26 protein-coding genes are annotated in these 26,272 nt (G+C 68.1%); 14 read left to right on the top strand and 12 right to left on the bottom strand.

All coding sequences use genetic code 11. The features are described 5' to 3' along the window. From AVT10_RS12310 to AVT10_RS12300, 3 genes are all read left to right on the top strand, one after another. Positions 1 to 1,194: a penicillin-binding protein activator gene (locus tag AVT10_RS12310; RefSeq protein ID WP_066691813.1), complete on the top strand. Its 1,194-nt coding sequence runs from the start codon at positions 1 to 3 to the stop codon at positions 1,192 to 1,194. 122 nt (positions 1,195 to 1,316) lie between these two features. Beyond that, positions 1,317 to 1,775 carry an NYN domain-containing protein gene (locus AVT10_RS12305; protein WP_066691810.1) on the top strand — a complete coding sequence of 153 codons (459 nt, stop codon included), beginning with the start codon at positions 1,317 to 1,319 and terminating at the stop codon, positions 1,773 to 1,775. Positions 1,776 to 1,813: 38 nt separating this feature from the next. Continuing rightward, positions 1,814 to 1,996: a hypothetical protein gene (locus AVT10_RS12300; protein ID WP_066691808.1), complete on the top strand. Its 183-nt coding sequence runs from the start codon at positions 1,814 to 1,816 to the stop codon at positions 1,994 to 1,996. 4 nt (positions 1,997 to 2,000) lie between these two features. Here the strand turns inward: AVT10_RS12300 and AVT10_RS12295 are convergent, their stop codons facing one another. Further along, positions 2,001 to 2,816: an LD-carboxypeptidase gene (locus tag AVT10_RS12295; RefSeq protein ID WP_066691806.1), complete on the bottom strand. Its 816-nt coding sequence runs from the start codon at positions 2,814 to 2,816 to the stop codon at positions 2,001 to 2,003. Positions 2,817 to 2,864: 48 nt separating this feature from the next. Here AVT10_RS12295 and AVT10_RS12290 point away from each other — a divergent pair, with 48 nt between their 5' ends. From AVT10_RS12290 to AVT10_RS12280, 3 genes are all read left to right on the top strand, one after another. Next, a complete protein-coding gene (locus AVT10_RS12290) occupies positions 2,865 to 4,256 on the top strand; it encodes a glutamate ligase domain-containing protein (protein WP_066691804.1) in 1,392 nt (463 codons plus the stop codon). 234 nt (positions 4,257 to 4,490) lie between these two features. After that, the gene (locus AVT10_RS12285; protein WP_066691802.1) at positions 4,491 to 5,837 is read left to right on the top strand and encodes an MFS transporter; all 1,347 of its coding nucleotides are present in this window, start codon (positions 4,491 to 4,493) and stop codon (positions 5,835 to 5,837) included. 73 nt (positions 5,838 to 5,910) lie between these two features. Further along, positions 5,911 to 6,246, top strand: a complete 336-nt coding sequence (locus AVT10_RS12280) for a DUF3060 domain-containing protein (protein WP_066691799.1) — start codon at positions 5,911 to 5,913, stop codon at positions 6,244 to 6,246. A gap of 115 nt (positions 6,247 to 6,361) precedes the next feature. Here AVT10_RS12280 and AVT10_RS12275 read toward each other — a convergent pair whose 3' ends face one another. Further along, complete coding sequence (locus AVT10_RS12275; RefSeq protein ID WP_066692752.1) at positions 6,362 to 7,291, bottom strand: ROK family protein; 930 nt, start codon at positions 7,289 to 7,291, stop codon at positions 6,362 to 6,364. 111 nt (positions 7,292 to 7,402) lie between these two features. Then, a complete protein-coding gene (locus AVT10_RS12270) occupies positions 7,403 to 7,852 on the bottom strand; it encodes a nuclear transport factor 2 family protein (RefSeq protein WP_232308016.1) in 450 nt (149 codons plus the stop codon). Positions 7,853 to 7,923: 71 nt separating this feature from the next. Here AVT10_RS12270 and AVT10_RS18295 point away from each other — a divergent pair, with 71 nt between their 5' ends. Next, positions 7,924 to 8,070 carry a hypothetical protein gene (locus tag AVT10_RS18295; protein ID WP_157092771.1) on the top strand — a complete coding sequence of 49 codons (147 nt, stop codon included), beginning with the start codon at positions 7,924 to 7,926 and terminating at the stop codon, positions 8,068 to 8,070. Between the two features lie 4 nt (positions 8,071 to 8,074). Here AVT10_RS18295 and AVT10_RS12265 read toward each other — a convergent pair whose 3' ends face one another. Beyond that, positions 8,075 to 9,271 carry an ROK family transcriptional regulator gene (locus AVT10_RS12265; RefSeq protein WP_066691796.1) on the bottom strand — a complete coding sequence of 399 codons (1,197 nt, stop codon included), beginning with the start codon at positions 9,269 to 9,271 and terminating at the stop codon, positions 8,075 to 8,077. Positions 9,272 to 9,492: 221 nt separating this feature from the next. On the opposite strand from AVT10_RS12265, the gene AVT10_RS12255 reads away from it, so the two are divergent. The 4 genes from AVT10_RS12255 to AVT10_RS12240 all read left to right on the top strand — a co-directional run bounded on the left by AVT10_RS12255 (position 9,493) and on the right by AVT10_RS12240 (position 14,997). Beyond that, positions 9,493 to 11,997, top strand: coding sequence for a glycoside hydrolase family 3 protein (locus AVT10_RS12255; protein ID WP_066691790.1), 2,505 nt, complete (start codon positions 9,493 to 9,495; stop codon positions 11,995 to 11,997). Positions 11,998 to 12,179: 182 nt separating this feature from the next. Further along, entirely contained in the window at positions 12,180 to 13,676 is a 1,497-nt protein-coding gene (locus tag AVT10_RS12250; RefSeq protein ID WP_066691788.1) for a carboxylesterase/lipase family protein, read from the top strand. Next, the gene (locus tag AVT10_RS12245; protein WP_066691785.1) at positions 13,673 to 14,407 is read left to right on the top strand and encodes a GDSL-type esterase/lipase family protein; all 735 of its coding nucleotides are present in this window, start codon (positions 13,673 to 13,675) and stop codon (positions 14,405 to 14,407) included. Before AVT10_RS12250 ends, AVT10_RS12245 begins: the two co-directional genes overlap by 4 nt. Before the next feature lie 257 nt (positions 14,408 to 14,664). Then, positions 14,665 to 14,997 (top strand): hypothetical protein, encoded by a 333-nt coding sequence (locus AVT10_RS12240; RefSeq protein ID WP_066691782.1) that lies wholly within the window; start codon positions 14,665 to 14,667, stop codon positions 14,995 to 14,997. 99 nt (positions 14,998 to 15,096) lie between these two features. On the opposite strand, the gene AVT10_RS12235 is transcribed toward AVT10_RS12240, so the two are convergent. The 4 genes from AVT10_RS12235 to asd all read right to left on the bottom strand — a co-directional run bounded on the left by AVT10_RS12235 (position 15,097) and on the right by asd (position 19,927). Next, on the bottom strand, positions 15,097 to 15,984 hold the full coding sequence (locus AVT10_RS12235) for an ROK family protein (protein ID WP_066691779.1): 888 nt from the start codon (positions 15,982 to 15,984) through the stop codon (positions 15,097 to 15,099). A 5-nt stretch (positions 15,985 to 15,989) separates the two neighbouring features. Beyond that, positions 15,990 to 17,861 carry a M61 family metallopeptidase gene (locus AVT10_RS12230; RefSeq protein ID WP_084401668.1) on the bottom strand — a complete coding sequence of 624 codons (1,872 nt, stop codon included), beginning with the start codon at positions 17,859 to 17,861 and terminating at the stop codon, positions 15,990 to 15,992. A 178-nt stretch (positions 17,862 to 18,039) separates the two neighbouring features. Then, the gene (locus AVT10_RS12225) at positions 18,040 to 18,864 is read right to left on the bottom strand and encodes an amidohydrolase family protein (protein WP_066692747.1); all 825 of its coding nucleotides are present in this window, start codon (positions 18,862 to 18,864) and stop codon (positions 18,040 to 18,042) included. A gap of 163 nt (positions 18,865 to 19,027) precedes the next feature. After that, complete coding sequence (asd, locus tag AVT10_RS12220; RefSeq protein ID WP_232308015.1) at positions 19,028 to 19,927, bottom strand: archaetidylserine decarboxylase; 900 nt, start codon at positions 19,925 to 19,927, stop codon at positions 19,028 to 19,030. Positions 19,928 to 19,962: 35 nt separating this feature from the next. Between asd and AVT10_RS12215 the strand changes: the two genes are divergently transcribed. Beyond that, positions 19,963 to 21,627 carry an aminotransferase class III-fold pyridoxal phosphate-dependent enzyme gene (locus AVT10_RS12215; protein ID WP_066691774.1) on the top strand — a complete coding sequence of 555 codons (1,665 nt, stop codon included), beginning with the start codon at positions 19,963 to 19,965 and terminating at the stop codon, positions 21,625 to 21,627. Between the two features lie 79 nt (positions 21,628 to 21,706). Here AVT10_RS12215 and AVT10_RS12210 read toward each other — a convergent pair whose 3' ends face one another. From AVT10_RS12210 to AVT10_RS12195, 4 genes are all read right to left on the bottom strand, one after another. Then, positions 21,707 to 21,901, bottom strand: coding sequence for a hypothetical protein (locus AVT10_RS12210; protein WP_066691771.1), 195 nt, complete (start codon positions 21,899 to 21,901; stop codon positions 21,707 to 21,709). Between the two features lie 19 nt (positions 21,902 to 21,920). Then, on the bottom strand, positions 21,921 to 22,124 hold the full coding sequence (locus AVT10_RS12205) for a hypothetical protein (RefSeq protein ID WP_232308014.1): 204 nt from the start codon (positions 22,122 to 22,124) through the stop codon (positions 21,921 to 21,923). A gap of 519 nt (positions 22,125 to 22,643) precedes the next feature. Further along, positions 22,644 to 23,255: a hypothetical protein gene (locus AVT10_RS12200; protein WP_066691765.1), complete on the bottom strand. Its 612-nt coding sequence runs from the start codon at positions 23,253 to 23,255 to the stop codon at positions 22,644 to 22,646. Positions 23,256 to 23,282: 27 nt separating this feature from the next. Next, entirely contained in the window at positions 23,283 to 23,981 is a 699-nt protein-coding gene (locus tag AVT10_RS12195) for a class I SAM-dependent methyltransferase (protein ID WP_066691762.1), read from the bottom strand. A gap of 202 nt (positions 23,982 to 24,183) precedes the next feature. Here AVT10_RS12195 and AVT10_RS12190 point away from each other — a divergent pair, with 202 nt between their 5' ends. Further along, complete coding sequence (locus AVT10_RS12190) at positions 24,184 to 25,107, top strand: UDP-2,3-diacylglucosamine diphosphatase (RefSeq protein WP_084401666.1); 924 nt, start codon at positions 24,184 to 24,186, stop codon at positions 25,105 to 25,107. Continuing rightward, positions 25,104 to 26,159: a glycosyltransferase family 4 protein gene (locus tag AVT10_RS12185; RefSeq protein ID WP_066691759.1), complete on the top strand. Its 1,056-nt coding sequence runs from the start codon at positions 25,104 to 25,106 to the stop codon at positions 26,157 to 26,159. The genes AVT10_RS12190 and AVT10_RS12185 overlap by 4 nt, the downstream gene beginning before the upstream one ends. Positions 26,160 to 26,272 lie beyond the last annotated feature (113 nt).

Genomic DNA, 26,272 nt, shown 5'->3' with positions numbered 1-26,272 from the left:
ATGGCAGACACGATAGCGCCACGGCAATGGCGGCACCACATCGCGCGCGCCACGGCGCTGATCGGCGCGGCATTGCTCGCGGGGTGCGCGACCATCGTTCCCAAGGGGCCGGTCGAACAGGCGCCGCCCACCACCACCCGCCCGCAGCCGACCCGGCCCGGCCCGGTCACCGGCGGCATTCCCGAGGATAATCAGCGTCACCGCGTCGCGCTGCTGGTACCGCTCAGCGGTCCCAATGGCGGGGTCGGGCGCTCGATCGCCAATGCGACGCAGCTGGCGCTGCTCGACACGCGCAGCGAACGGGTGCGAATCACTACCTATGACACCGCGCTCGGCGCCGCCGCCGCCGCGCAGCGCGCGATTGCGGAGGGCAACCGGCTGATCCTGGGGCCGCTGCTCGCCGACGACGTGCGCGCGGTGGCCCCGATCGCCCGCGGGGCGAAGGTGCCGGTCATCAGCTATTCGAACGACGTGTCGGTTGCCGGGGGCGGTGCCTATCTGCTCGGCTATACCCCGGCGCAGTCGATCGACCGGGTCGTCGGCTATGCCCGCACCAACGGCATGACCCAGTTCGCCGGCCTCGTGCCTGCCGGCGTCTATGGCCAGCGCGCCTCGACCAGCTTCCTCCGCGCCGTCGAGCAGGCCGGCGGACAGGTCGTCTCGATCCAGACCTATGCCCGGGGCGGGATCGCGGCGGCGGTCGCGAAGCTGCCGAAGACCTCGCCCTACGAAGCGATCCTGATCGCCGATCAGGCAGGGCAGGCGGCGCTGGCAGTGCCCGCGATCCGCCGGTCGACCAGCCGTTCGGCCAAGGTGCTTGGCACCGAATTGTGGAACACCGAAACCGGCCTGGGATCGATGCCGGCGCTGAATGGCGCCTGGTATGCCAGCGTCTCGAACGGCCTGTATCGCCAGTTCGTGACCAAATACCGCGCCCGCTTCAACGCCGCGCCATACCGCCTGTCGAGTCTGGGCTATGATTCGGTGCTGCTGACCGTCCGCATCGCCCGCGACTGGGCAATCGGCCGCGACTTTCCCGAAAGCCGGTTGCGTGCCGAGGACGGCTTCGCGGGGCTCGACGGCGCCTTCCGCTTCGGCCGCGACGGCGTGGCTGAACGCGCGCTGGAGGTGCAGGAGGTGCGGACGGGAGGTGCGGTGACGGTGAGCCCCGCGCCGCGGACGTTCGGGGAGTAGGAGCGATTTTGCAATTCGCGATGTTTTATCTTAATAAGAAAATATTACTCCCCTGATGAGCTTCGGCCGTCGGGCGCACGGCGGGCCAAAAGCCCGCCGTTGCTCTTTGTAGGGCAGGCGCCTTGAACACCCATGTCTATATCGACGGGTTCAACCTCTATTATGGGCTGCTGAAAGGCACGCCGTACAGATGGCTCGATCTGGAGCGTTGGTGCGATCAGCTGCTGCCGCGCAACAGCGTCACCAAGATCCATTACTTTACGGCACAGGTCGATGCGCGTCCGCAGGACCCCGACCAGCCGACCCGCCAGTTCGCGTATCTTCAGGCGCTGCGTTCACTGCCCAGAGTCGAAGTGCATCTGGGGACGTTCATGAGTTCGGTCGTCAGTCAGGTGATGGTGGAAACCGATCCCGCGACCGGTCGCTATCGGCGCATGGGCGGAAAGCCGGTCCTCCAGCTCGATCCGGCCGGTAACCCCGTAAAAGCTTGGACCTACAAGAGCGAGGAAAAGGGGTCGGACGTGAACCTCGCCGCGCATCTGCTGCGTGATGCCTATCAGGGCACTGCCAATGCGCAGTAATCGTCTCTAACGATTCCGACCTGCTCACGCCGATCCGCATGGCGAAGGCTGACTGCGGTACGGTGGTCGGACTGGTGCCGCCGCGGCCAAAGGGCAGCATCGAACTCAAGGCACTGGCTGATTTCAAGATCGATCCGCGCGTACATCTGCTCGCCAGTTCGCAGTTGAGCGACCCGGTGGCGACGCCGACCGACACGATTCATAAGCCGCCGAACTGGTAACCCGTCACGCCACCCCGAACGGCACCACCATGTTATCGGCATAATGGCCGACATGCGCCCGCCCCAGATACGGCACGCCCATCGCCCGAGCCCATTTGGCGGCGATCTGTTCCTCGGTCTCGCCGAACCCCGTATCGTCGGGATGGCGGTCAGTCACCGCGCCCAGCCGGATGCCGGCGATGCCCTTCAATTGCGTCGCCTCGCTCAGCTGCCACAACAGCCGGTCGATGCGGTACAGATCCTCGCCGACTTCCTCGACGATCACGACATGGTCGGTCAGGTCGGGCAGCCACGGCGTACCGATCAACGCGCACAAGATGACAAGGTTGAACGCGACGGTCGGCCTTCCGTCGAGCTCCGGGGCCAGCATCGTGCGGTCGCGATTGACCAGCCACGCCAGCGCTCGCGCCGCGCTGTTGGTGCCGCCGGCCTTACCGACCTGCGCCGCCATCGGGCCATGGACCGGCCGCCCGATCCGCCGGGCATAGAGCGCGCCGAGCAGGAACCCCATGTCGGAAAAGCCGAGATAGCTCTTCGCCGCCGCGGCGCGATTGAGCTGCGGCATCACCGTGTCGAGGATGCGGTTCGACCCGTACCCGCCGCGCGCGAACCAGATCGCGTCGAAGCCCGGATCGTTCGCGAATTCGAGAAAGGCGGCGGCACGCTGTTCGTCGGTCCCGGCGAAATGCCCGACATCGAGGAAGCATTGCGGATGCACGACCAGGTCGAGCGTCGGATAGGTGAGAGCGGCATAGCCCTGAGTCCGGGCCATCTGTTCCTCATCCACCCGCCGTGCCGGTGCCACGACTCCGATACGCATCACGCAACCCCGCTTGCCACTCAGGACCAACCCCGATAGCGCCACGCGATGCTGTACGGCAAATCCTTCTTCCTCGTCGGGATCGGCGGGTCGGGCATGATGCCCCTCGCCATGATCCTCGCCGGGCGCGGCGCGACCGTCGCCGGCTCCGACCGCAGCCTCGACCAGGCGAGCCTGCCCGCCAAGTTCGATGCCCTGCGTGCCCTTGGCATCGCGCTCTACCCGCAGGATGGCAGCGGCATCGCGTCGGCCGAGCAGATCGTTATCGCCTCCGCCGCGATCGAACCGACCGTCGCCGACATCGTCGCCGCCGACCGCGTCGGCGCGAAGCGGATGGGCCGGGCCGAACTGCTCGCCGAACTGTTCAATGCAGCAACGCTGTCCATCGGGGTCGCGGGCACCAGCGGCAAGTCGACCGTCACCGGCATGATCGGCTTCATCCTCCACGCGCTAGGCCGCGATCCGACGGTGATGAACGGCGCGGTGATGAAGGACTTCGCCGCGCCCGACCGCCCCTTCGCCAGCGCCCTGGTCGGGCAGGGCGATGCGTTCGTCAGCGAGGTGGACGAGAGCGACGGCTCTATCGCCTATTACCGACCGCACGTCGCGGTGCTGAACAATGTCAGCCTCGACCACAAATCGCTCGACGAACTGCGCGCGCTGTTCGGCGGATTCGCCGAGCGGGCGGGGCGGGTGGTCGTCAATGTCGGCGATGCCGAGGCGGCGGCGCTGGCGGCGACGATCCCGGCGGACAAGCGCACGACCTTCGCGGTGGAGGGCGATGCGGATCTTGCCGCCCGCGCGCTGGTGCTCGATCCCTTTGCCAGCCGGTTCGAACTGGCGGCGGACGGAGCGACCTATCCCGTCGCCCTCGCTGTACCGGGGCGGCACAACGTCGCCAATGCGCTGGCGGCGATCGGCGCCGTGGCGGCGGTCGGGGTGCCGATCGCCGATGCGGCGCGGGCGATCGCCGGCTTTTCCGGTCTCAAGCGCCGCTTCGAACTGGTGGGGCAGGCCGGCGGCGTCGCCGTCATCGACGATTTCGGCCACAACCCGGACAAGATCGCCGCGACCATCGCCACGTTGCGCAGCGCGCCGGGCCGGCTGCTGCTGTTCTTCCAGCCGCACGGCTATGGCCCGCTGAAGGTCATGCGGCGCGAACTGGTGGCGATGTTCGCCGATCGGCTGGTGGCCGACGACCTGCTGGTGCTCCCCGATCCGGTCTATCGCGGCGGGACGGTCACCCGCGAAGTGACCAGCGCAGACATCGTCGCCGACCTGACGGCACTCGGCGCCCCGGCGCGCCACATCGCCGATCGCGACGCAGCGGCGGCGTTCCTCGTCGAACAGGCCCGCCCCGGCGACCGCATCGTCATGATGGGCGCGCGTGACGATACCCTGTCGGAACTGGCGGCGGGCATGGTGGCGCGGCTGGGCTGAAGTTGCCAAATTCGTCATCCCGGCGCAGGCTGGGATCTCCCGGTTATGGAGCGCACTCCTCGCCGCCGGATACCCCCGCCTTCGCTGGGGTGACGCTGGGGCGGGGGCGATGGTTCCTCGAACCTCCCAATCCTTACCAATTCCTTGACATCGCCCGCCTGCTCGGCGACCGGACCAATATCGCAAGCAAATTGTCGAATTAGTCCGACAAGGACCGAGTTGGGGAGGCCGCTTTTGGCACAGACACGGGCGGGTTCCGCCACCACCGGGCTGGCATTCGCCGCCGTCACGACACTGTTCTTCGCATGGGGCTTCATCACATCGCTGATCGACCCACTGGTCGCGGCGGTGAAGGGCATCTTCACCCTGTCCGATTTCGAGGCGCAGTTCGCCGCATCGGCCTTCTTTCTCGCCTATGGCCTCGTCTCGATGCCCGCCGCGATCCTGCTCGGCCGGTTGAAGGCGGTGCCCTCGATCCTGTTCGCGCTCATCACCATGGTCGTCGGCTGCCTGACGATGCTGGTCGCGGCGAACCTCGCCGTCTTCCCGATCGTGCTGCTCGGCCTGTTCATCCTCGCCTCGGGCATCACCATCCTGCAGGTCGCGGCGAACCCGCTGGCCGCCGCGCTGGGTGACCCCAAGCTCAGCCATTTCCGCCTGACGCTCAGCCAGACGTTCAACTCGTTCGGCACCTTCCTGGGGCCCCTGCTCGGCGCGAGCCTGTTCCTCGAAGGGGTCGAGGTAAAGGACGGCACGGTGCTGACCGAAGCGGTGCGCGCCGGCGCGCTGGCCGGGATCGACCGGGCCTATTTCTGGATCGCCGGGCTGATCGCCGCACTGGCAGTGTTCTTCTTCCTCAGCCGCAAGGTTGTGTCGGCCGCCGTGCCGGAAGCGCCTGCGAACACCCCGTCGCCTGCCGCGCTGCTGCGCGACGCCTTCTCGTCGCGCTGGGCGGTGCTCGGCGCCGCCGCGATCTTCATCTATGTCGGCGCCGAAGTCGCCATCGGCACGCAGATGGCGCTGTTCCTCAACGCCGATGCCTGGGCCGCTTCGGACGCCGCGTTCGGCGTGCCGCTGCTGGGCCTCGCCATGGGCAGCGACGGCGTGCCCGGCGTGTCGTTGCAGGAAGCCGGCAAGGCGGTCGCCTTCTACTGGCTGGGCGCGATGGTCGGCCGCGCGATCGGGTCGGTGCTGCTGTCGCAGGTCAAGGCGCACAAGCTGCTGGCGCTGTTCACTGGTATCGCCGTCGCCATGTGCCTCTATGTCGCGTTCGTCGGCGGGGTCGGGGCGGGCTTCGTGGCGCTGGCCATCGGCCTGTTCAACTCGATCATGTTCCCGGTCATCTTCACCCTGACCCTCGAACGCTCGACCGCCAGCGAGGCGGCAACCTCGGGGCTGCTCTGCACCGCGATCTTCGGCGGGGCGGTGATCCCGCTGATCGTCGGGCTGGTGTCGGGTGCGCTCGGCCATGGCGCGGCGTTCGTCGTGCCGGCGCTCTGCTATGCCGCCTTGTGCGCCTTCGCCATCGCCGCCGGCCGCACGCCCCCACGCAACGCCGCTTCGGCCAAGAGCCTTCACTGATCGTCGCAGCGACCATGGTTTCCTACCCCTGATCCGGTTAGGCTAACCGCCTGATTGTCCCGGGAGAGAGATCATGGCCGTTCGCGCCGCGCTGTTGTTGTCCGCCCTCGTACTGCCCGCCACGCTGCCGGCACAGGTCCGTCAGGAAGGGGCGGGAGCGACGCAGGAACTCGACTGCGGCGGCGGCGTCGCCACCGTCGAGGGGGCGGGCAATACCATGATGATCACCGGCCGGTGCAGCGCGCTGGTGATCGAAGGGGCCGGTAACCGCGTGACGATCGACCTCGCCCCGCGCGCCTCGGTCAGGATCGCCGGGGCCAGCAACACCGTCCTCTACCGCACCCCTGATGGCAGCAAGGCGCGCGTCAGTGTCGCCGGGGCGGGCAACCGGGTGTCGATGCAGCGATAGAACTCTACCCTATCGTCACCCCGGGCTTGACCCGGGGTCCCGCTTCTTTCCGTCGATGATAAGCGGGACCCCGGATCAAGTCCGGGGTGACGTCGCTTATTCCGAGAGGCCAGCCCTACGCCGCCACCCGCTCCGCCAGTGCCACCTGCGCCAGCGCGATCGACCCCATCGGCCCGGCCTGATCGCCCAGCGCCGGGGCGACGACATAGTCGCGCTCGGGCAGCGGCAGATAGCCGTTGATGCTCGCCCGCAGCGCCGGTTCGATCCGCGCCAGCAGATGCGGCTGCTTGTTCATCACCCCGCCGCCGATCGCGATCCGCTTCGGCCCCGTGGTGCACACCATCGCATGGCACATTGCGGTGATCGCCGACTCGACCCGGTCCCACACCGGATGATCGTTCGCCAGCGTGGACACATGGACATCGCCCAGCGCCGCCTTGATGCCCGTGCCCGATGCCAGCCCCTCGACGCAATCGTCATGGAACGGGCAGCCGCTGGGCAGCGTGTCGGTGGCCAGGCGCGGCACGCGCAGATGGCCGATCTCGGCATGGCCGATCCCGCGCGTCGGCTTGCCGTTGACGAGCAACCCGACCCCGACCCCGGTGCCGATCGTGACATAGGCGAAATCGTCCAGCCCCTTGGCACAGCCCCACAGCACCTCGGCAAAGGCCGCACCGTTGACATCGGTATCGAACGCGACCGGCACGTCGAACCCGCTCGACAACGCACCGGCGACATCGGTCATCGGCCAGTCGGGTTTGGTCGTGGCGAGGATATGGCCCCAGGTCGGCGAGGACGGATCGAGATCGACCGGGCCGAAGCTGGCGATGCCCAGTGCGGCGAACCCCCCGGCGTCCCACCACTTCTGCAGGATAGCAGCAATCGCCGGCAGGGTGACGGCGGGATGTTCGGTCGGTACGGTTTCCTGCGCCAGGATGGCGTCGGGTCCGTGCGCCAGCGTGCAGACGCACTTGGTCCCGCCCAGTTCGATCCCGGCCAGCGGCAACGCGCCATGCCTGCCCCGTGCCGCCGGATCGAAAGTCATGTTCATCCCCCAAAACCCGTTTTACTTGTGAATATCGATTTAGCGTCGCAGGATTCGGGGAAAAGAGCAAATTGAAATTCTAATTGCGTGTTCCCAGGCGCGACCGGGTGCTCAGCGGGCCGGCGGAATCGGGGTATATTGCGCCGATACCAGCCGCCACCCATTCCCTGTGCGCCGCGCGACATAGCCGACGCGGATCGCCCGCACCGTTCCGTTCGGCAGCGTGATCGCCTTGCGTTCGGTCATGGATGCGGTGTTGCCGTTCACCCGCACGACCCGTTCGTCATGGCGCATCGGCGGGGCGGGGTGGCGCTTCTCGGGCGCATAGAAGCCTAGCACCTCCGCGCGGGAATCGACCGTGCCGACCGGCGAAATCTCGACATAATCGTCCGCCAGCGTGGCGGCGAGGGCGTCGGGGTCGAACGCCGCGCGAGCGGCATCGAACCGGTCGACCAGCGCCGCGATCGCCGCCGAAGGTTGCGGCGCGGCGACGGCCGGCGCGGTGACGCTCATCGCGGCGGCGGCGATCATGCCACCCATGGCACCGATACGTACGATCATCGTCCCTCCGTTATCGCTAACTGCGAATTAACCATGTCGGGCGATACTGGTCCGATCACGGAGGCGACGCCATGCGGAACGATCCCCTGTCACCCGGCCCTGCGCCCGCACCCGCCACCGGATGCGGGACCCGTTTCGAACTGGCGCTGGTCGCCGCGTTCAAGGGCGGGGCGACGCCCGCCGCTCCCTGCCCGCCGCCACGACCGACCAGCGGCTGATCGCTCAGCCGGCCTCCTCTGCCTTCCACAGGGCGGTGGCGCTCGGCAGCAGGAAATGGCTGAACGGCAGGATCGCCGCACCGACCGCCGGGGCATCCTCCGCCAGCATCGCGCGGCGCACCGGGGCAAGGGCGGGCACGTTGCCGACCGTCGCCATTCGCGCGTTCAGCCGCTCGGCCAGCGTATCGACATGCCCGCCGGGCAGCCGTCCGCCGACGAACACCGCCGCCGGATTGATCAGGCAGTTGATCGCGACCAGCGGTTCGACCAGCCGTTCGACCGACGCATCGATCCAGCTGTCGACCACCGCCAGCAGCGCCGGATCGTCGCTGCGTCCGCCCAGCATGTCGGCCAGGGTGAAGCCCGCATCGCGCAGCGGGTGCGACAGCCCCGACAGCGACACGGTATGCTGGATCTGCGCCTGCCCGCCCTTGCCGTCGCTGCCCAGCAGGAAGCCCAGCTCGCCCGATCGCCCCTGCGCCCCGCGATAATAGCTGCCGTCCAGCACCAGCCCGCCGCCCAGTGCCGAGGAGATCAGGACATAGAAGAAACTCGCCTGATGCTGGCCATGTCCCAGCTGTAATTCGCCCATCGCGGCGGCGGCGGCGTCGTTCTCGACAAAGACCGGCAGGTCGAGTGGTGCTGCGAACAGCTCGGCCATGTCGACGCCTTCCCAGACGGTATAATTGTCCGGGCGGCCGGGCAGGTCGACGGTGCCCAGATCGTCGGGCCGCGCGACGCCGATGCCGACGATGCGCTGGCGGTCCACCCCCGCCTCGGCGATCAGCGGGTCGATCGCCGATTGATAGAAGGCGGCGACGTCGTCGGGCATCGGAAACTCGACTTCCTGCGATGCGCGCGCCAGCGTCTGTCCCGCGAAATCGACCAGCACGATCGTCACATGGTCGCGGTCGATATTGATGCCGATCGCGAAGCAGGCGGCGGGATTGACCACCAGCTTGGTCGGCGGCTGCCCGCGCCCGCCGCGCCGCTGCCCGGCCTCCAGCACCAGCCCTTCGCTCAGCAGCCGCCGGGTGATGTTGGCGATCGCCGGCGGGGTCAGCCCGGTGATATTGGCCAGGTCGATCCGGGTCAGCGACCCCGACACCCGGATCGCGTGCAGCGTCACCCGCTGGTTATGGTCCGCCGCACGTTCGAGATTGGTTCCCGACAGGCGGATGGGCGCGCGCTCGATCGTCACCGACCGGCAACCGCATGGATGGGGGGCAACACCGAATTCTCCCTGTACGACGGTCGGGCCGCCGGTTTGTCGGACAACAGCGTGGACCAGCCGGACCCGCGGTTCAATCCGAAACTCACTATCGAAAACCGCGCAATGATCGTTGACAACGCTGTCGGAATTGCCGAACGGGTGGGCAAGAGGAATGTGCGGTTCGCGCGCACGTCGGGGAGAGCGATGTCATGAAACCGGTTACGACGTATCTGCTGGGCACCGCCCTGTGCCTGGGCGCACTGCCCGCCGCGGCACAGACCGTGCCGGCGCCGGCGCCGGCGGCGACCGTCCATCCCGAACTCTGGCCGCGGGCGAACTGGCCGTACAAGGCCGACCCTGCGATCGAGGCGCGCATCGCCGACCTGCTCAAGCGGATGACGCTGGAGGAAAAGGTCGGGCAGGTCGTGCAGGGCGACATCGCCAGCCTGACGCCGGAAGACGTCAAGCGCTATCACCTCGGCTCGGTCCTGAACGGCGGCAATTCCGCGCCGAACAACGACGAATTCGCGCCCGCTTCCGAATGGCTGAAGCTCGCCGACCGTTTCTACGAAGCGTCGGTCGACAAGAGCGGCGGCGGCGTCGGCGTGCCCGTGATCTGGGGCACCGACGCGGTGCATGGCCACAGCAATATCGTCGGTGCGACGCTGTTCCCGCACAATGTCGGGCTGGGTGCGATGCACGATCCGGCGCTGATGCGGAAGATCGCGCAGGCGACCGCCGCCGAAATCCGCGCGACCGGCATCGAATGGACCTTTGCGCCGACGATCACCGTGCCGCAGGACCTGCGCTGGGGCCGCGCCTACGAAGGCTATTCGTCCGATCCGAAGCTCGTCGCCAGCTACGTCACCCAGTTCATCGAAGGGCTGCAGGGCGCGCCGGGATCGACCAACCAGTTGAAGGGTCCCTACGTCCTCGCCTCGACCAAGCATTTCCTGGCGGACGGCGGCACCTTTGGCGGTCAGGATCAGGGCGACGCGAAGATTTCCGAAACCCAGCTGCGCGACATTCACGGCACGCCCTATGTCTCGGCGATCAACGCCGGGGTGCAGACGGTCATGGCCAGCTTTTCGAGCTGGAACGGTGAAAAGATTACCGGTCACAAGGGCCTGATGACCGATGTGCTGAAAAAGCGCATGGGCTTTGGCGGTTTCATCGTCAGCGACTGGAACGCGCATGGCCAGGTGGCGGGCTGCACCAACGCGTCGTGCCCGCGTGCGATCAACGCCGGTCTCGACATGTACATGGCGCCCGACAGCTGGAAGCCGATCTGGGAAAACCTGGTCGCCCAAGTGAAGTCGGGCGAAGTCCCGATGGCACGCCTCGACGACGCCGTATCCAACATCCTGCGCGTTAAGCTGCGCGCCGGTCTGTTCGACGCGGGCAAGCCGTCGTCGCGCCCGCTGTCGGGCAAGTTCGACCTGCTCGGCAGCCCTGAGCACCGCGCGATCGCGCGCGAAGCGGTGGCCAAGTCGCTGGTGCTGCTCAAGAACAACGGTTCGCTGCTGCCGATCAAGGCCGGGGCTCGGGTGCTGGTCGCCGGTGACGGGGCCGACGACGTCGCGCGCCAGTCGGGCGGCTGGACGCTGACGTGGCAGGGGACGGGGATCGATCCGAAATATTTCCCCGGCGCGACCTCGATCTACCAGGGGATCGACGCCGCGGCCAAGGCGGCGGGCGGTTCGGCCATGCTGTCGCCCGATGGCAGCTTCACCGGCGCCAAGCCCGATGCGGCGATCGTCGTGTTCGGCGAAACGCCCTATGCCGAGTTCCAGGGTGACATCAAGACGCTGCAGCTGCGCCCCGAACTGCGCCAACCCATTGAAACCATGAAGAAGCTGAAGGCGCAGGGCATTCCCGTCGTCGCCGTCATGCTGACCGGTCGCCCGCTGTTCGTGAACGCCGCGATCAACGCCGCCGATGCGTTCGTCGTCGCGTGGCTGCCCGGATCGGAAGGGGCTGGGGTCGCCGATGTGCTGCTCAAGGACCGCAGTGGCAAGGCGAAGCGCGACTTCACCGGCACCTTGTCCTTCCCGTGGCCGGCGACGGCGGATGCCACCGGTCCGACCCAGTTTCCGCTGGGCTATGGCCTGACCGGCGCCAGCAGGACGGTCGTGCCGACCCTGTCGGAGGACGCCAAGGTGGCCGAAGCCGATGCCGGCGACGTGTTCATGGACAAGGGCCTGCCCGCGACCGCATGGTCGCTGGAGGTCGGCGGCGCCGGCACCGGCGGCAATACCCGCATCACGACGGTCCCGGCACAGTCGGGCGCCGGCCGCGTGAAGGTCACCGCGACCGACCATGGTGTTCAGGAAGGCGCGCGCCGCTTCGTCGTCGATGGCAGCGGCCCGGCGCAGATCCTGCTCAGCACCCAGTCGCCGGTCGACCTGACGCGCCAGACCAATGGCGACGTGATGCTGACCGCGACGATGCGGGTCGATGCCGCCCCGACCAGGCCGGTCACCCTGTCGCTGCGCAGCGGTCCGGGTAGCGGGCAGGTGGCGCTCGGCCGGCTCGAACCGCTGGGCACCGGCCAGTGGAAGACGCTGGGCGTGCCGCTCAAATGCTTCGGCGGCAATGTGAACATGGGCAAGGTCGACACGCCGTTCGTGCTGACCACCGACGGCACGATGACGGTCAGCGTGGCACGCGTCGCGCTCGGCACCACGGCGGACGTGAAGCTCAGCTGCAAGTAAAAGGTCCTCCCCGATCCGCGGGGAGGGGGACCATGCGCAGCATGGTGGAGGGGGGTATCCGCCTACGGAACCGTTGCGTTGCGGGGCGAGCCCCCTCCACCATCACCTACGGCGACGGTCCCCCTCCCCGTGCCGGGGAGGATTTGCTACCCGAACGCGGACGGCAACACAGGGGCACGGCGATGAAGGCAATCTGGGCAACTCTCCTCCTCGCCGCGACAACCCCCGCCACCGCACAGGAAGCCACCCCTGCTGCCCCGACCCCACCCCGCGTCTCGGTCTCCGGCGGCATCGTCGAGGGCAGGGCCGAGGCCGACCGCATCCTCTTTCGCGGTATCCCCTTCGCCGCGCCGCCGCTGGCCGCCAACCGCTGGCGCGAACCGCAGCCGGTGGTCGAATGGACCGGCATCCGCACTACCACCGCCCGCGCGCCGGCCTGTCTCCAGAACGACTATGGCTGGAACCGCGCCGACCATGTGTTCGCCAGCGAGGACTGCCTGACGCTCGACGTCGGCACCCCGGCGCTGACCGGCAAGCGTCCGGTGATCGTGTGGATTCACGGCGGCAGCAACCGCGCGGGATCGGCGGGCGACATGGCGCTGTCGTCGATCGGCAAGCGCGGGGTCGTCGTCGTCGCCATCCAGTACCGGCTCGGCATCTTCGGCTTCCTGCCCCACCGGGCGCTGGCGGCGGAAGCGGAGGGCAAGAGCGGCAATTACGGCCTGATGGACCAGATCGCGGCGCTGCGCTGGGTTCGCGACAACATCGCCAAGTTCGGCGGCGATCCCGACAACGTCACCATCGCCGGGGAAAGCGCCGGATCGCAGGACGTGTCGCTCCTCCTCGCCTCGCCGCTGGCGCGCGGACTGTTCGCCAAGGCCGCGATGGAGTCGGGCACCCCCGGCTTCGGCCTGCCATGGCGTCCGCTCAAGGAAGCGTTCCGCATCGGCGACCAGTTGGACGTACTGCTCGGCACCCGTGGCAGCGCGAGTCTTCGCACCGTATCGCCCGCCGCGTTGCTGGCGGCCGACCTGAAGCTGCACGATGCGAAGCTGACCGCCGACGATTATCTCTATCTGCGCACGACCATCGACGGCGCGGTCCTGCCCGACACGCCCGACCGGCTGTTCGTCACCGCGCCGAAGCGTCCGGTGATTATCGGCAGCAACGTGCTCGAACTCGACCTGCCCGGCGGCCGTCCGGCACGCGACGGGTTCGTCGACCTGTCGTTCGGCGCCAATGCCGAGGGCGCGCGGACCTTCTACCGGCTCGACGAACCCGATCCGCTGCCGCATCCGCGCCTTGGCACCCGCGACCAGCAGATCGCGACCGACGCCACCTTCCGCTGCCCGGCGGGCAGCCTCGCCAACCTGCTCGCCACCCGCAACTGGCCGGTATGGCGCTACGAGTTCGACATGGCGCGCGACGGCGGGGCGGGGCCGACGACCCATGCGGCCGAGATCGACTATATCTTCAACGATCGCCGCGCCGGGCCGGTCTGGATGCAGGATTACTGGGTCGCCTTCGCCACCACCGGCGATCCCAATGGCGATGGCCGTCCGGCCTGGGCGCGCAGCGTCCGGGGCAAGCCCGCCAACATCCTGTTCGACGCCCGCGGCGCCACCCCGCGCGACGGCGACATCCGCCCGGAACTCTGCCGCCTGCAAGGATCGTTATGACCCCCGATCGTCGCCATTTCCTCGGCCTCGCCGCCGCGTCCGCGTTGCTGCCCGCTGCCGCCTGTGCCGCGCAGGAGGAAAGCTGGGAAGTGAAGCACCAGCGCCAGCTCGCGACCGACTGGCCGTGGCTGGGGCGCTATGCCGCCGACAATGCTGCGCTCGCCGCATCGGGGGCGAGGACCGACATCGTCTTCATGGGCGACTCGATCACCGAAGGCTGGCGCGGCAGCCGCCCCGCCTTCTTCCGCCCCGGCCGGGTCGGGCGCGGGATCAGCGGACAGACGACGCCGCAGATGGTGCTGCGCATGATGGCCGATGTCGTCGCCCACCGCCCGCGCTATGTGCACATCATGGCCGGCACCAACGACATCGCCGGCAATACCGGGCCGATGACGGCGGCGCAGACGCATGACAATCTCGCGATGATGGCGATGATCGCACGTCAGGCCGGCATCGGCGTGCTGCTCGCCAGCGTGCCGCCGGCGGACGGTTTCCCATGGAAGCCGGGCCTCGCCACCGTCGCCCCGATCCGCGCGATCAACGCCTGGGCGAAGGACTATGCCGCGAAGAACCGCATCACCTTCGTCGACTATACCCCGGCACTCGCGACGCCGGCCGGCGCGATGCGGCCGGGCTTTGCCGATGACGGCGTCCACCCGACCCCGGCCGGCTATGCCGCGATGGAGAAGGTACTGACCCCGATCCTGCGCGCCAAGGGCTTGCCGGCCTAGCCGCCCCCAAAACGTCACCCCAGCGCAGGCTGGGGTCTCTCGCGGCTCCTGTCCCGCCGACAACCGGGATACCCCAGCCTGCGCCGGGGTGACGTATGTGGCGGGGCAGGGGGCTTGCCTTCCGTCTCCCGAAAGCTGAACGACCCCGGCCAAGTCGCGACAATCCGACACAATTTTCCGTCCTTTGCGACAAACCCCTGCGACAGCCGTTCGCCATTTTCACCTTCGACCTTGATGGTCCGCAAAGGAGAAAAGGGATGAAGAAGTTCGCACTGATGCTCGCCGGCCTCGGCGCCCTGATGACCGCGCTGCCCGCCGCCGCCCAGCCGTGGCAGTCGGTCAACCAGCGCCAGGCGCAGATCGAACGCCGCATCGACCAGGGTATCCGGAACGGCTCGCTCAGCCGGCGCGAGGCGGTGAACCTGCGCGCCGAATTCCGCCAGATCGCCAATCTCGAACAGCGCTATCGCCGCTCGAACGGCCTTTCGATGCAGGAACGCCGCGACCTCGACCGCCGCTTCGACGCGCTGGCCTACAAGGTTCGCGTCGACAAGCACGACCGCAACGGTCGCCCGGGCTATCGGCGCTGAGCGCGGCAAACCGTATCCCCGCGCAGGCGGGGATCCAGGGCCAGGCACGCTGCGGTAGCATCTGACGCTCTGGACCCCCGCCTGCGCGGGGGTACGGTATCATTTCCCCGCGACGAACGCCCCGATCAACCCCGCTTCGTCGCCCAGCCGCCCCGGCACCACCACCGGCGTCGCGACCGGGGTCAGCAAGTTCGCCCGTACCCGCGCGTCGAGCGCTGCGATCAGACCGGTGGCATTGGCCAGCCCGCCCCCCACCGGCACGATCGTCGCCGACACCGCATGCAGCAGCATCGCGATCGACCCGCCGATCAGGTCGCAAAACCACGCGACCGTCGCATATGCCTTTGCATTGCCCGCCTCAGCACCCCGCGTGATCGCGATGCTGTCGGCGTCCACGCCATGCAGGAAGCGGTGCAGCCGCTCCAGGCCGCGCGCGCTGCCGATCGTGTCGAGACACCCGTGCCGCCCGCAACCGCAGGGGAACACCGGCATCGCATTGGCCGCGACGGGGCTGGCATGAATCACCTGCCCATGGCCCCATTCGCCGCCGATCCCGCCCGCACCGCTGACGATCCGCCCCCGCTCGACCAGCCCCCCGCCGACTCCGGTGCCCAGGATAATGCCGAACACCCGCTCATGCCCTTGGCCCACGCCCATCGCCGCTTCGGCCAGCACGAACGCATCGGCGTCGTTCACCACCCGCACCGGCTGCGCCAACGCCGCGCTGAGATCGCGCGCCAATGCCCGCCCGTCGATGCACGGAATGTTGGCGCTGGTGACCTTGCCGCTCGTCGGATCGACCAGCCCCGCGGTCGCGATCGACACCGAATCGCACGGCACCGCCTGTACCGCATCGGCGAAGGCCGCGACGAACGCCGCCCAGTCGCCGACCGGCGTCGCCGTCTTGCGTCGCCACAGGATCCGCGCATCACCGTCGAACGCGGCGATGTCGATGAACGAACCGCCGACATCGGCGCACAGCCGCACGACGCCTATTCCGCGCCCAGCCAGCCGGCCCGGAACGCCCGCTGCTGTGGCGTCGGCGTCCGCCCGACCGTCTCGCCGCGCACGATCTCCAGCGTCGGATCGGCCGCCGGGGTCAGCGTCGCCACCCGCTCGACCCCGCGCTGGCGATAGCGCAGCTCGGTGGGCGTCCCCGACTTCAATGCCGCAACCCCGGCATTCCACGCGGCCAGATCGCCGACCGGCTGACCGCCCAGCGACAGGATCACGTCGCCGCGATCCGCGCCGGCCGCGAACAGCGGCGTGTTCTGCGCCGGCGACAGCAGCAAAGTCACGCCGTCCTTCTCCTGCGTGGCATTGGTCCGCCCGATCCAGCCCTTGCTTGGGTTAGCGGCACGCAGCACCAGCCCCGCCTGATCCAGCAGCGGCGCGAAATCGGGCAGGAAGCTGCCCTCGATCGTCCGGTCGAAAAACTGGTCGGCAAACGCCTTGTCCCCGGTCAGCGTCGTGAGCGCCGCACGCAGGTCGGCAGGCGTATAGGGCTTTTCCGGCGCGCCATGTGTCGCCCACAACAGCCGCATATAATCGTCGAGGCTCTTGCCCGGAAAGCGCTGGCGCAGCTGCAGGTCGAGCGCGAGGCCGATCACCGCGCCATAGCCGTAATAGGACGAAAAGATGTTCGGCTCGACCGGATCGATCGCGGTCGCGGCATCGACGAACGGCGCGCGGAGACTCATCTCCTGTGGCGAGGCGTTGATCCGCGCGGGCAGGCGCGCCGGGTTGTTGACCACCCCGCTGACCATCCCGCCCATTTCGCCCAGCCATTCATCGACCGACGCCAGCCCGGCGCGGCGGATCGCCAGCGGCCCGTAGTAGCTGGTGAACCCCTCGGCCAGCCACAGCGACGGCGTGGGATTGGCGCGGGTGAAGTCGAACGGCTCCAGTTCGCGCGGGCGCAGCCGCTCGACATTCCAGCTATGGAAGAACTCATGCGCCAGCGTGCCGAGCTGGTCGTCGTTCGCCTGCGCCAGCGAGCGCTGATCGGTGATGATCGTCGAGTTGCGATGCTCCATCCCGTCGCCGGTCACCCACGGGCGATAATCGGCGATGAAGGTATAGGTGCCGAAATCATAGTTCGCCGGCGCGCCGAAGATCTTGATCTCCTCGGCCACCACCTTCTTCGCCTTTTCGGTGAAGCGGTCGAGATCGGCGGCGGTGCCGTCATGGTGCAGCGCCAGGCGGAATGTCTTGCCGGCCTCCTGCCATTCGCGAACCATGTGGTTCGACAATTCGGTCGGGCTGTCCATGAAATATTGCAGGTTCGGCGCCCAATAGCTGCCGGGCGCACTCCCGCCGGGCAGCTGCGTCGCGACCTTCCATGTCGGATCGGGGCTGGTGAAGCGCACGCTGATCGGCTGTGCGTCGTACCCGGTCGCCCACATAAAGGTCGCGGGCATGTTCAGATGCGCGTGGGTCGCATCGATCTGCGCATAGGTGCCATCGCCCCGGTCGGCATAGAGCGTGTAGCTGACGATCACCGTGCCGTCATGCCCGGCCACGCTCCAGCCATAGGGATCGGTGCGGATCAGCTTCAGCGGCCGTCCGGCGCCATCGGTCGCGCTGACGTCATAGACGTTCTTGGCGAATTCGTGGATCGCATAGCGCCCCGGCGACGACCGCGACATCTGCACCCTGAGCGGCCCGGCGGGCACGCCGCGCCACGTCGCGACGATCCGTGCTCGGTGATGCGCGGCTTGCGGGAACGACACGTCGTAGCGCACCGGCGCGTTCGCCCCCGGATCGCTGGCGACGGTCCGCGCGGGCATGACCGGCGCGGTCTGCGCTACGGCGGGCCAAGCGAGGCATGAGGCCAGCAACGCGGCGACCAGCGAACGAACCATGGCAATTCCCCTTCGAGTTGGCGTGCTTGTAGCGGGCGGCGGGGGCGTTTTGAAAGGGTGCGGGTGCCTCCCGAATTGTCGTACCCCCGCGCAGGCGGGGGTCCAGAGCCAGGAACGCCGCCGTTCGCGATGGGAAACTCTGGATCCCCGCCTGCGCGGGGATACGGTTCGACGGAAGCTAAACCCCGTAAAACTCCCGCGCCGCGCCCCCCATCAACCGCGCCCGCGCATCGTCCGACAACCCCGCCGTCAAGCCCTGCGTCGTCGCCAGCCAGTCGCCATACCCATCCCCCGCCGCCGACAGCACCGGCCAGTCGCTGCCCCACAGCAACCGCTCCCCGAACCAATCCACCAGCCGCGCGACCATCGGCGCCAGCGCCAGCGGATCGGCCCCCGTCGCCTGTTCGGTGCGCAACCCCGACAGCTTGCACCATACCGAAGGCCGCTCCGCCAGCGCCGCCATCCCCTTGCGCCAGTCCGCATCCCCCGGCGGCGCCGGCTTGGCGGCATGGTCGATCACGATCGGCAGGCCCGGCCAGCGATCCGCGAACGTCGCCAGCATGCCCAAATGCCGCGGCTGCACCAGCGCATCCAGCCTCAGCCCATGCTCGACCATCGCCGCGACCCCGCGCGCGACATCGCCCCGCAACAGCCAGTCGGTATCGCCGATCGCCTGCAGCATCGGCCGCAGCCCGACGAGCTTGCGCCGTGCCGCCAGCGCCGCGATCCGCGCCGGCGCGTCGGGGCTGTCCAGCGCGACCCAGCCGACCACCCCCGCCACCCACGGATCGCCCTCCGCCAGCTCCAGCAGCCAGTCGGTCTCGCGATCATCGGTCTGTGCCTGGACCAGCACCACCCGATCGACCGGCGCATCGCCCATCGCCGCGCGTACATCGGCCAGGTTGTAGCTGCGATACAGCACGCCATCACTCGGCGCCGGCCAGCCATGGAACGGCGCATCGATCCGCCACACATGCAGATGCGCATCGACGATGCCGCTCATCCCGTCCCCCTCCATCACCGACAGAGTGGCGCGGGGCAGGGGTTGAGCGCAACCCTGTCGTCATTCCCGCGAAGGCGGGAATCCATAGACGCTGACGGTTCGGCTCGATCCGCAACGGTGGCGGTTATGGACTCCCGCCTTCGCGGGAGTGACGAGGGAGACCCTAAATCGCCTCGACCACCGCTCGCTCGAACAACACTTCCCCCGCGCGCACCCGGTCGCCGGTCTGCACCCCGTCCGCCAGTACGAACGGCGCGGGCGTCAGCAGCACGATGGTCGACCCATGTTCGAACCACCCCATTTCCTGCCCCTGCACGACCGGCACATCGACATTGGCGACCGGCTCGGCCCGCTCGCGCAACAGCTTCACCGTGTCGAGGAACGTCAGCCGGATCGCCGCGACCAGGATCGCCGCCACCGGCACCAGCAGGATCGACGTCCCGTCGTCCAGCCGCATGCGCACGGTCGCCCGTTCGTTGCGGCAATACAGCCCGTCGACCCGCTTCAGCGCCGGCGGGTTCACGTTGAAACAATCGCCGGGAAAGTACCGCACCCGCTCGACCCGCCCGTCCTGGGGCGCATGAAACCGGTGATACATGCCGGCGGTCAGCCGCAGCGTCACGAAACTCCCGCCCAGATACGCCTCCCCCTCGCCCCCGGTCAGTTCGGCGATCGAATAGCGCTTGCCCTTGGCCTGCACGATGCTGTCGCCGGTGATCGGCCCGCTGGCGACGATGATCCCGTCTGACGGCGACGCCACCTGATGCGCCTGCGCCGCGAAGGTCCGCGCCCCCGGCCGCAGCCGCCGGATGAAGCAGGCATGCATCGAGCGCCAGCTTGTCTCCGCCGCATCGGACAGGTCGACATCGCAAAAGGTCCGCCACACCGCGATCGACGCCTTCGCCACCAGCGGCTGCTCGACCTTGCTGAACCACCCCATCGCGCGGGTCAGCGTCCGGCGCGGCAGCCAGTTGGTCGCGGCATAGTTCAGCGATTCGATATCGGTCAGCTTCGCGATGGCACGGGCGAGCGGCGAGGGAGCGGTGCGGTCCATGGCCGTCATCAATATTTCCTTATCGGGTCATATTTGCGTCAGCCATGATGGCTCTCGCCCCAGCTCTCGCAGCTACCTTCGCCGCCGGCGTCGCCGGTCTCGCCGCCACCAAGGGCCGCGCCCGTCTGCGGCTCAGCCGCGCCAAGCATGGCTCGCTCACCGGCCATGTCCGCTGGGGCCAGCGCATCGCGCGCCAGATCGCCTTCTACGACTATGACGACGCCCGCTTCTTCGCCGCCGACGACGCACCGGCCGACATCGCTGCGAAGCGCCGCGCCGGCTTCGAACGCCTTTCCGCGCTCTACGCGACCCGCTTCGCCAAGACGGTCGCTGCGACGAAGGCATTGCGCGAGGGGCTCTCCGACCTGCAATTCACCGGCCGCTACCGCGTGCCGTTCCAGTTCAGCGCGAAAGTCCGCGACACCCTAGCGACCGGTGCCTTCTACCAGTCGTCGTCGGGCGTGACCGTCACCGACCTCGACGGCAATGTCTTCTACGACCTTGCCGGCTCGTACGGGGTCAACCTGTTCGGCCATGATTTCTACAAGGACTGCATTGCGCAAGGGGCCGCCCGCGTCGCCGATCTCGGGCCGGTGCTGGGCACCTATCACCCGGTCATCGCCGCCAATGTCGACCGGTTGCGTGCGATCAGCGGCATGGACGAGGTCTCGTTCCACATGTCCGGCACCGAAGCGGTAATGCAGGCGGTGCGCCTCGCGCGCTATCACACCGGCCGCCGTCGCGTGGTCCGTTTCGCCGGGGCCTATCATGGCTGGTGGGGCGATGTGCAGCCCGGCATCGGCAACCCGACGCCTGCCGACAACACGCTGACCCTGTCCGAAATGTCCGACCGCACGCTCCACGTGCTGGCCACGCGCAAGGACATCGCCTGCGTGCTGGTGAACCCGCTACAAGCGATGCACCCGAACAAGGGCGCGCCCTCCGACGGCACGCTGGTCGACAGCAGCCGCTCGGCCCGGCTCGACCGCGCCGCCTATCGCGACTGGCTGGTGAAGCTGCGCGACGTCTGCACGCAGGCCGGCGTGGTCCTGATCTTCGACGAGGTGTTCATGGGCTTCCGCCTCGCAAAGTGCGGCATGGCCGAGGCGTTCGGCGTCCGGCCCGACATGGTGACCTATGGCAAGACGCTGGGCGGTGGCCTGCCCATCGGCGTCGTCTGCGGCCGCGCCGAGCTGATGAAGCGCTTCCGCCCCGAAGCGCCCGCCGACATCTGCTTCGCGCGCGGCACCTTCAACGCCCACCCCTATGTCATGGGCGCGATGGACGTGTTCCTCGAACGCCTCGACTCTCCGCAAGTGCAGGCGATGTACGAGGACGTCGACGCCCGCTGGGACGCACGCCTTGCCCGGTTCAACGAAGCGATGGCGGAGGCCGACCTCCCCGTCCGCGCCGCCGGCATGCAGACGGTATGGACGATCCTCTACACCGTCCCCTCGCGCTACAACTGGCTGCTGCAATATTATGCCCGAGCCGAGGGGCTGGCCCTGAGCTGGGTCGGCACCGGCCGCCTGATCTTCAGCCTGAACTATGACGACGCAGCGTTCGCCGAGGTCGTCGCGCGCTTCGTGAAGGCGGCACAGGCGATGCAGCAGGACGGCTGGTGGTGGACCGCGCCGGGCACGACCAACAAGATGCTGCGGCGACAGGTGCTGAAGGAAACCTTGGCGCGGCGGCTGGGGCGGGGCTAAGGCGTATTCCCGCTCCGCCTCCCGCGTAGGCACGGGACGGCCGGATCGGAGTCGGCGGCACCGCGATCGAGACGGCAGCCTACCCTCGCCGGGCGTCGGACGCCGCGTGCAATGCCTCGATGATCGCCCGGTTCGCCTGATGGCCTGACAGGTCCTGCGCTAGCGTGGCATAGCCCTCGCGACGCAGCGCCTGCCGGATCTGGTTCACCGAAAAAAAGTCCCCCGATGCGGCCAGTTCGACTGCGCGGGTGAGGGCGGGGGTGTCGCGGGTCATCGGGGGATCGCTCGCCGGGTCAGCCGTTGCGGACCCACGGCGTCCGCACGACCGTGCCGGCGATCAGCTTCTTGCCGAACGCCTTGCGCATCGTGTCGGCGGCGTCGCCATTCTTCAGCACGACATGCGTGCCGCCCGAATGCAGCGTCTCGATCGCGCTGATCGATGCGCCATGCTTGCGGCACAGTGACTCGACATCGGTTCGTGCGATGCTCACGTTCATCGCCCGCGAAGTCGTCACCGCGGTCGGGGTGCCCCGTCGCCAATCGTCCTGCATGTCGGTCCAGTCATCATTCGAGCAAACGGACCGCCGGGTCACGTGGAAAGGGTCGACTGGCCGGCGCCGGTAGCGGGTCCAGCCAGTATGGCGGGGCCACTTCCGATATGGGGTCGCGCCAGCGCGTTAACAGGTGGCGGGCGCGGATAATGTTGCAGGAGCGCAACGAGCATGGTCGTTCCGGCGTGGTCGTACTGGAAAGCACTTTCCTACACCGAGGCGCCCTGTCACGCTCGCCGCCGCTCTTTCTCCCGGTTGATCGACCAGCCCAACGAAATGCGACCGGTTCGCAAATGCGCGAAACCGGTCACGAGTGTGAACTTAGTGAACTTATTCCGGAAAAGCGTTTGTTTTCAGTGGGCCGCCACGGGCAAAGCCCGTGTCGTCGTCGGACGGCGCTTTTGGCGCCGCCGGCCGGGCGCCTAATGCGGCGCGGCGCAGCGTTCGCTGCGCCTTGCCCGGCGCTTAGTGCCGTGCAGCCTCCTGCAGATCCGTATCGATCCGCGCGCCCTTCAACAGTTGCACCGGCGCTTTCCGGTACAGGATGAAGTCGTTGAACGGATCGGTCACGATCTTGGTCGCCCACACCAGCCCGGTCATCACGTCGCGCTGGATGAACAGCTGCACCACCCGGAACAGCAGCCCGCCCACCGCGAACGCCAGCCACAACAGCGCCAGATGCCGCAGGAACCCGACGAACCCGACATGCGGTTCGAACACCCCGAAAAAGGTCGGGTCGAGCAGCAGCGGGATCGGCGTCGCCGCCCACAGCCCCATGAAGACGACCTTGCGGAACAGGTTATACCCGACCTTGATCTCTTCCTTATGCTCGTGCGTCGCCTGGTTCACATGGTCGTAGGTCTTGGGCTCGAAGAAGAAATGCCCCGATTGCCGCGCGGTCATCGCCACCAGCCAGCCGAGCAGGCTGGCCACCGCCGGGTCGATCCACACCACGACATAGGCGATCAGGAACGTCGTCGCGCTGACGAAGTGCAGCGCCTGGTTGATGATGCTGTGATGGTAATAGCGATGATCGTCCCACCGCTGTTCCTGCAACGCTTCCTTGAATCCGGGCATCGATAAAGCCTTTGAAGATAAGGGTTTTCAGGCGGTCGCGCCGAGCGCGGGCGTCGGGTGGTTGTCCTGTCCGGCAGCGGCCGCGCGCCGGAAGCACACCAGCGAGAAATGGCCGAGCGGGGGCAGGGGCCGGCGCTCGACCAGCTCGGCCTGCGGGTTGCGGGCCGCCCAGTCGCCATAGATCGACCAGGGGAAATCGGTACGCCAGCCCAGCCGACTGGTGATCGGCATCAGCGCGCGCTCGATCCTGGCGCGCATCCCCGCTTCCGCGCCCAGCCGGGTCGCGATCACGATCATGCCGCCGGGCCGCACCACGCGCAGGAACTCGCTCAGGGCACGGTCGGGATGCGGCACCGCCGACACCACGTACTGCGCGACGACGACGTCGAACGACGCGTCGTCGAAATCCAGCGCCTCGGCATCGCCGATCGCGATCCGCTCGACATGGTTGAGCTTCAGCCGGCGCACCCGGTCGCGCGCCTTGTCGAGCATCTGGTCGGCGATATCGATGCCGGTGATCCGGCTCTCGGCGCGGTAATGCGGCAGCGAGATGCCGGTGCCGACCCCCACCTCGAGGATGCGGCCGCCGACCGTCTCCGCCGCGTCGATCGCCGCACGGCGACCCCGCTTGAAGACGGGGCCGAACACCAGGTCATAGATGGGCGCCCAGCGATCATAGGCGCTCGCCACGCCGACGCGGTTCAGTTCCTGAGCCAATCCGTGCATTTCCTTGTCCAGCGCCGTGCGGCTTGTCTGGCCAATTACGATGACGGGATTCGATGACAGCCCAATGGCGCGGGCATGTCAGCAAGGTTTCAGTTTGATGAGAACGGCCGTCACACCCGCGCAATACTATTGTCGCGCGGGGACGTTACTGCGCCGGCATCGCAAGGACGCAAGTCCGGTCCACTGGCGTGGGGGAAGTACGATGACGACGGCATTTGTATCCCGGACCGATCGAAAGAATACGCAACCGCCGGTAAAGTCGCTGGCGCGCAAGATCCCCGACTGGATCAACGACCCGCAAAGCTATCAGGCGGAAGGCCCCAAAAAGTCCTACCGCACCGTCTTCATCTCCGACGTCCATCTGGGTACGCCCGGATGCAGCGCGACCCAGCTGGTCGACTTCCTCCATTCGTTCGAATGCGAGACGCTGTACCTGGTCGGCGACATCGTCGATGGCTGGCAGATCCGTCGCGGCTGGTACTGGCCGTCGAGCCATAACGACGTCATCCGATCGATCCTGAAGTTCGCCCGCCGCGGCACGCGCGTCATCTACATCCCCGGCAACCATGACGAGGCATTCCGCGACTATACCGGCCTCGAATTCGGCGGGGTCGAGATGGTCGAGGAGGATATCCACGAAACCGCCGACGGCCGCCGCCTGCTGGTGCTGCACGGCGACAAGTTCGACGGCGTGGTGCTCTATGCCAAATGGCTCGCCTTCCTCGGCGACCATGCCTACACCGCGCTGCTGAAGGCCAACAGCGTGTGGAACTTCGCCCGGCGCAAGCTCGGCCTGCCCTATTGGTCGCTGTCGGCCTATGCCAAGCATCGCGTGAAGAACGCGGTCAACTTCATCGGCCGGTTCGAGGAAACCGTCGCCCATGCCGCCGCCGAACACGGCGTCGACGGCGTGGTCTGCGGCCATATCCACACCGCCGAGATCCGCCGGATCGGCGATATCATGTACTATAACGACGGCGACTGGGTGGAGAGCTGCACCGCGCTGGTCGAGGATCATGCGGGCGCCATGTCGCTGATCGACTGGCGGGCCGAGACCTGGGAAAAGGAACTGGCGAAGTCGTCGGGCAAGGCGCCCGTCCCCGGCCGGGTGGTCGCCACCGCGTGAGGATCGCCATCGTCAGCGACGCGTGGAGTCCGCAGGTCAACGGCGTCGTCCGCACGCTCCAGACCACGATCGGCCGCCTGCAACAGCGCGGGCATATCGTCGAGACCTATACCCCCGACGGCTTCGCCACCCGGCCGTGCCCCGGCTATCCCGAAATCCGGCTCGCCTTTGGCTGCGGGCCGGAGCTGGGGCGGCGGATCGCGGCGTTCCGGCCCGACGCGATCCATATCGCGACCGAAGGACCGCTCGGCTGGGCGGCACGGCGCTGGTGCCGGCGGCATGGGCTCCGCTTCACCACCTCGTTCCACACCAATTTCGCCGACTATCTGGCGATGCGCACGCACCTGCCCGCCGGGCTGTTCTGGCCGTTCCTGCGCCGCTTCCATGCGGCGGCCAGCGGGGTGATGACCGCCACCGCCCGCGTCGCCGCGTCGCTGCGCGACCACGGCATCGCCCATACGAAGCGCTGGTCGCGCGGCGTCGACCTGTCGCTGTTCAAGCCCGATGGCGGCCAACTCGACGTCGCCACCCTGCCGCGCCCGATCCTGCTCCATGTCGGGCGGATCGCGGTCGAAAAGAATATCGAAGCGTTCCTGTCGCTCGACGTGCCCGGCACCAAGCTGCTGGTCGGCGACGGCCCGGCGCGCGCCGAGCTGGAGCGCCGCTATCCGCTCGCCCGGTTCGTCGGGTTGAAGCAGGGTGCGGCACTCGCCGCTGCCTATCGCGCCGCCGACGTGCTGGTCTTCCCCAGCCGCACCGACACGTTCGGGCTGGTGATGATCGAGGCGCTGGCCTGCGGCACCCCGGTCGCGGGCTATCCGGTACCCGGGCCGCTCGACATCATCGGGACGGACGGCCGGGGCGGCGGCTCCGCACGGATCGGCGCGGTCGACGACGATCTGGCGGCGGCCGTTACCCAGGCGCTGACCGCCGACCGCGACGCCTGCGCCCGTGCCGGCACCGCCTATTGCTGGTCGCATTGCACCGACCAGTTCGTCGGCAATCTGGTCGATGCGGGATTGGGGACGCAGCCGACGCTGGCGGCGGCATAGCTTCGTCACCCCGGACTTGATCCGGGGTCCCGCTTCTTCTTCTGCGCGGTAAAACGCGGGAGGCCGGGTCAAGCCCGGAGCGACGCGTTGTGGAGCGTCGCGGCGCGCTCCAC

The organism is Sphingomonas hankookensis, from assembly GCF_001619955.1.
GTDB classification, from domain to species: Bacteria; Pseudomonadota; Alphaproteobacteria; order Sphingomonadales; family Sphingomonadaceae; genus Sphingomonas; species Sphingomonas hankookensis_A.
This window is presented reverse-complemented; position numbering and strand designations above follow the sequence as displayed.

What these genes read in the sequence shown, in the direction of transcription:
- AVT10_RS12215 (WP_066691774.1), top strand. Translation starts at nt 19,963, where the DNA reads ATGATGGCTCTCGCCCCAGCTCTCGCAGCTACCTTCGCCGCCGGCGTC.
- AVT10_RS12290 (WP_066691804.1), top strand. Translation starts at nt 2,865, where the DNA reads ATGCTGTACGGCAAATCCTTCTTCCTCGTCGGGATCGGCGGGTCGGGC.
- AVT10_RS12190 (WP_084401666.1), top strand. Translation starts at nt 24,184, where the DNA reads ATGACGACGGCATTTGTATCCCGGACCGATCGAAAGAATACGCAACCG.
- asd (WP_232308015.1), bottom strand. Translation starts at nt 19,927, where the DNA reads ATGACGGCCATGGACCGCACCGCTCCCTCGCCGCTCGCCCGTGCCATC.
- AVT10_RS12270 (WP_232308016.1), bottom strand. Translation starts at nt 7,852, where the DNA reads ATGATCGTACGTATCGGTGCCATGGGTGGCATGATCGCCGCCGCCGCG.
- AVT10_RS12225 (WP_066692747.1), bottom strand. Translation starts at nt 18,864, where the DNA reads ATGAGCGGCATCGTCGATGCGCATCTGCATGTGTGGCGGATCGATGCG.
- AVT10_RS12200 (WP_066691765.1), bottom strand. Translation starts at nt 23,255, where the DNA reads ATGCCCGGATTCAAGGAAGCGTTGCAGGAACAGCGGTGGGACGATCAT.
- AVT10_RS12310 (WP_066691813.1), top strand. Translation starts at nt 1, where the DNA reads ATGGCAGACACGATAGCGCCACGGCAATGGCGGCACCACATCGCGCGC.
- AVT10_RS12280 (WP_066691799.1), top strand. Translation starts at nt 5,911, where the DNA reads ATGGCCGTTCGCGCCGCGCTGTTGTTGTCCGCCCTCGTACTGCCCGCC.
- AVT10_RS12195 (WP_066691762.1), bottom strand. Translation starts at nt 23,981, where the DNA reads ATGCACGGATTGGCTCAGGAACTGAACCGCGTCGGCGTGGCGAGCGCC.
- AVT10_RS12205 (WP_232308014.1), bottom strand. Translation starts at nt 22,124, where the DNA reads ATGAACGTGAGCATCGCACGAACCGATGTCGAGTCACTGTGCCGCAAG.
- AVT10_RS12295 (WP_066691806.1), bottom strand. Translation starts at nt 2,816, where the DNA reads ATGCGTATCGGAGTCGTGGCACCGGCACGGCGGGTGGATGAGGAACAG.
- AVT10_RS12275 (WP_066692752.1), bottom strand. Translation starts at nt 7,291, where the DNA reads ATGACTTTCGATCCGGCGGCACGGGGCAGGCATGGCGCGTTGCCGCTG.
- AVT10_RS12255 (WP_066691790.1), top strand. Translation starts at nt 9,493, where the DNA reads ATGAAACCGGTTACGACGTATCTGCTGGGCACCGCCCTGTGCCTGGGC.
- AVT10_RS18295 (WP_157092771.1), top strand. Translation starts at nt 7,924, where the DNA reads ATGCGGAACGATCCCCTGTCACCCGGCCCTGCGCCCGCACCCGCCACC.
- AVT10_RS12230 (WP_084401668.1), bottom strand. Translation starts at nt 17,861, where the DNA reads ATGGTTCGTTCGCTGGTCGCCGCGTTGCTGGCCTCATGCCTCGCTTGG.
- AVT10_RS12240 (WP_066691782.1), top strand. Translation starts at nt 14,665, where the DNA reads ATGAAGAAGTTCGCACTGATGCTCGCCGGCCTCGGCGCCCTGATGACC.
- AVT10_RS12245 (WP_066691785.1), top strand. Translation starts at nt 13,673, where the DNA reads ATGACCCCCGATCGTCGCCATTTCCTCGGCCTCGCCGCCGCGTCCGCG.
- AVT10_RS12300 (WP_066691808.1), top strand. Translation starts at nt 1,814, where the DNA reads ATGGCGAAGGCTGACTGCGGTACGGTGGTCGGACTGGTGCCGCCGCGG.
- AVT10_RS12210 (WP_066691771.1), bottom strand. Translation starts at nt 21,901, where the DNA reads ATGACCCGCGACACCCCCGCCCTCACCCGCGCAGTCGAACTGGCCGCA.
- AVT10_RS12250 (WP_066691788.1), top strand. Translation starts at nt 12,180, where the DNA reads ATGAAGGCAATCTGGGCAACTCTCCTCCTCGCCGCGACAACCCCCGCC.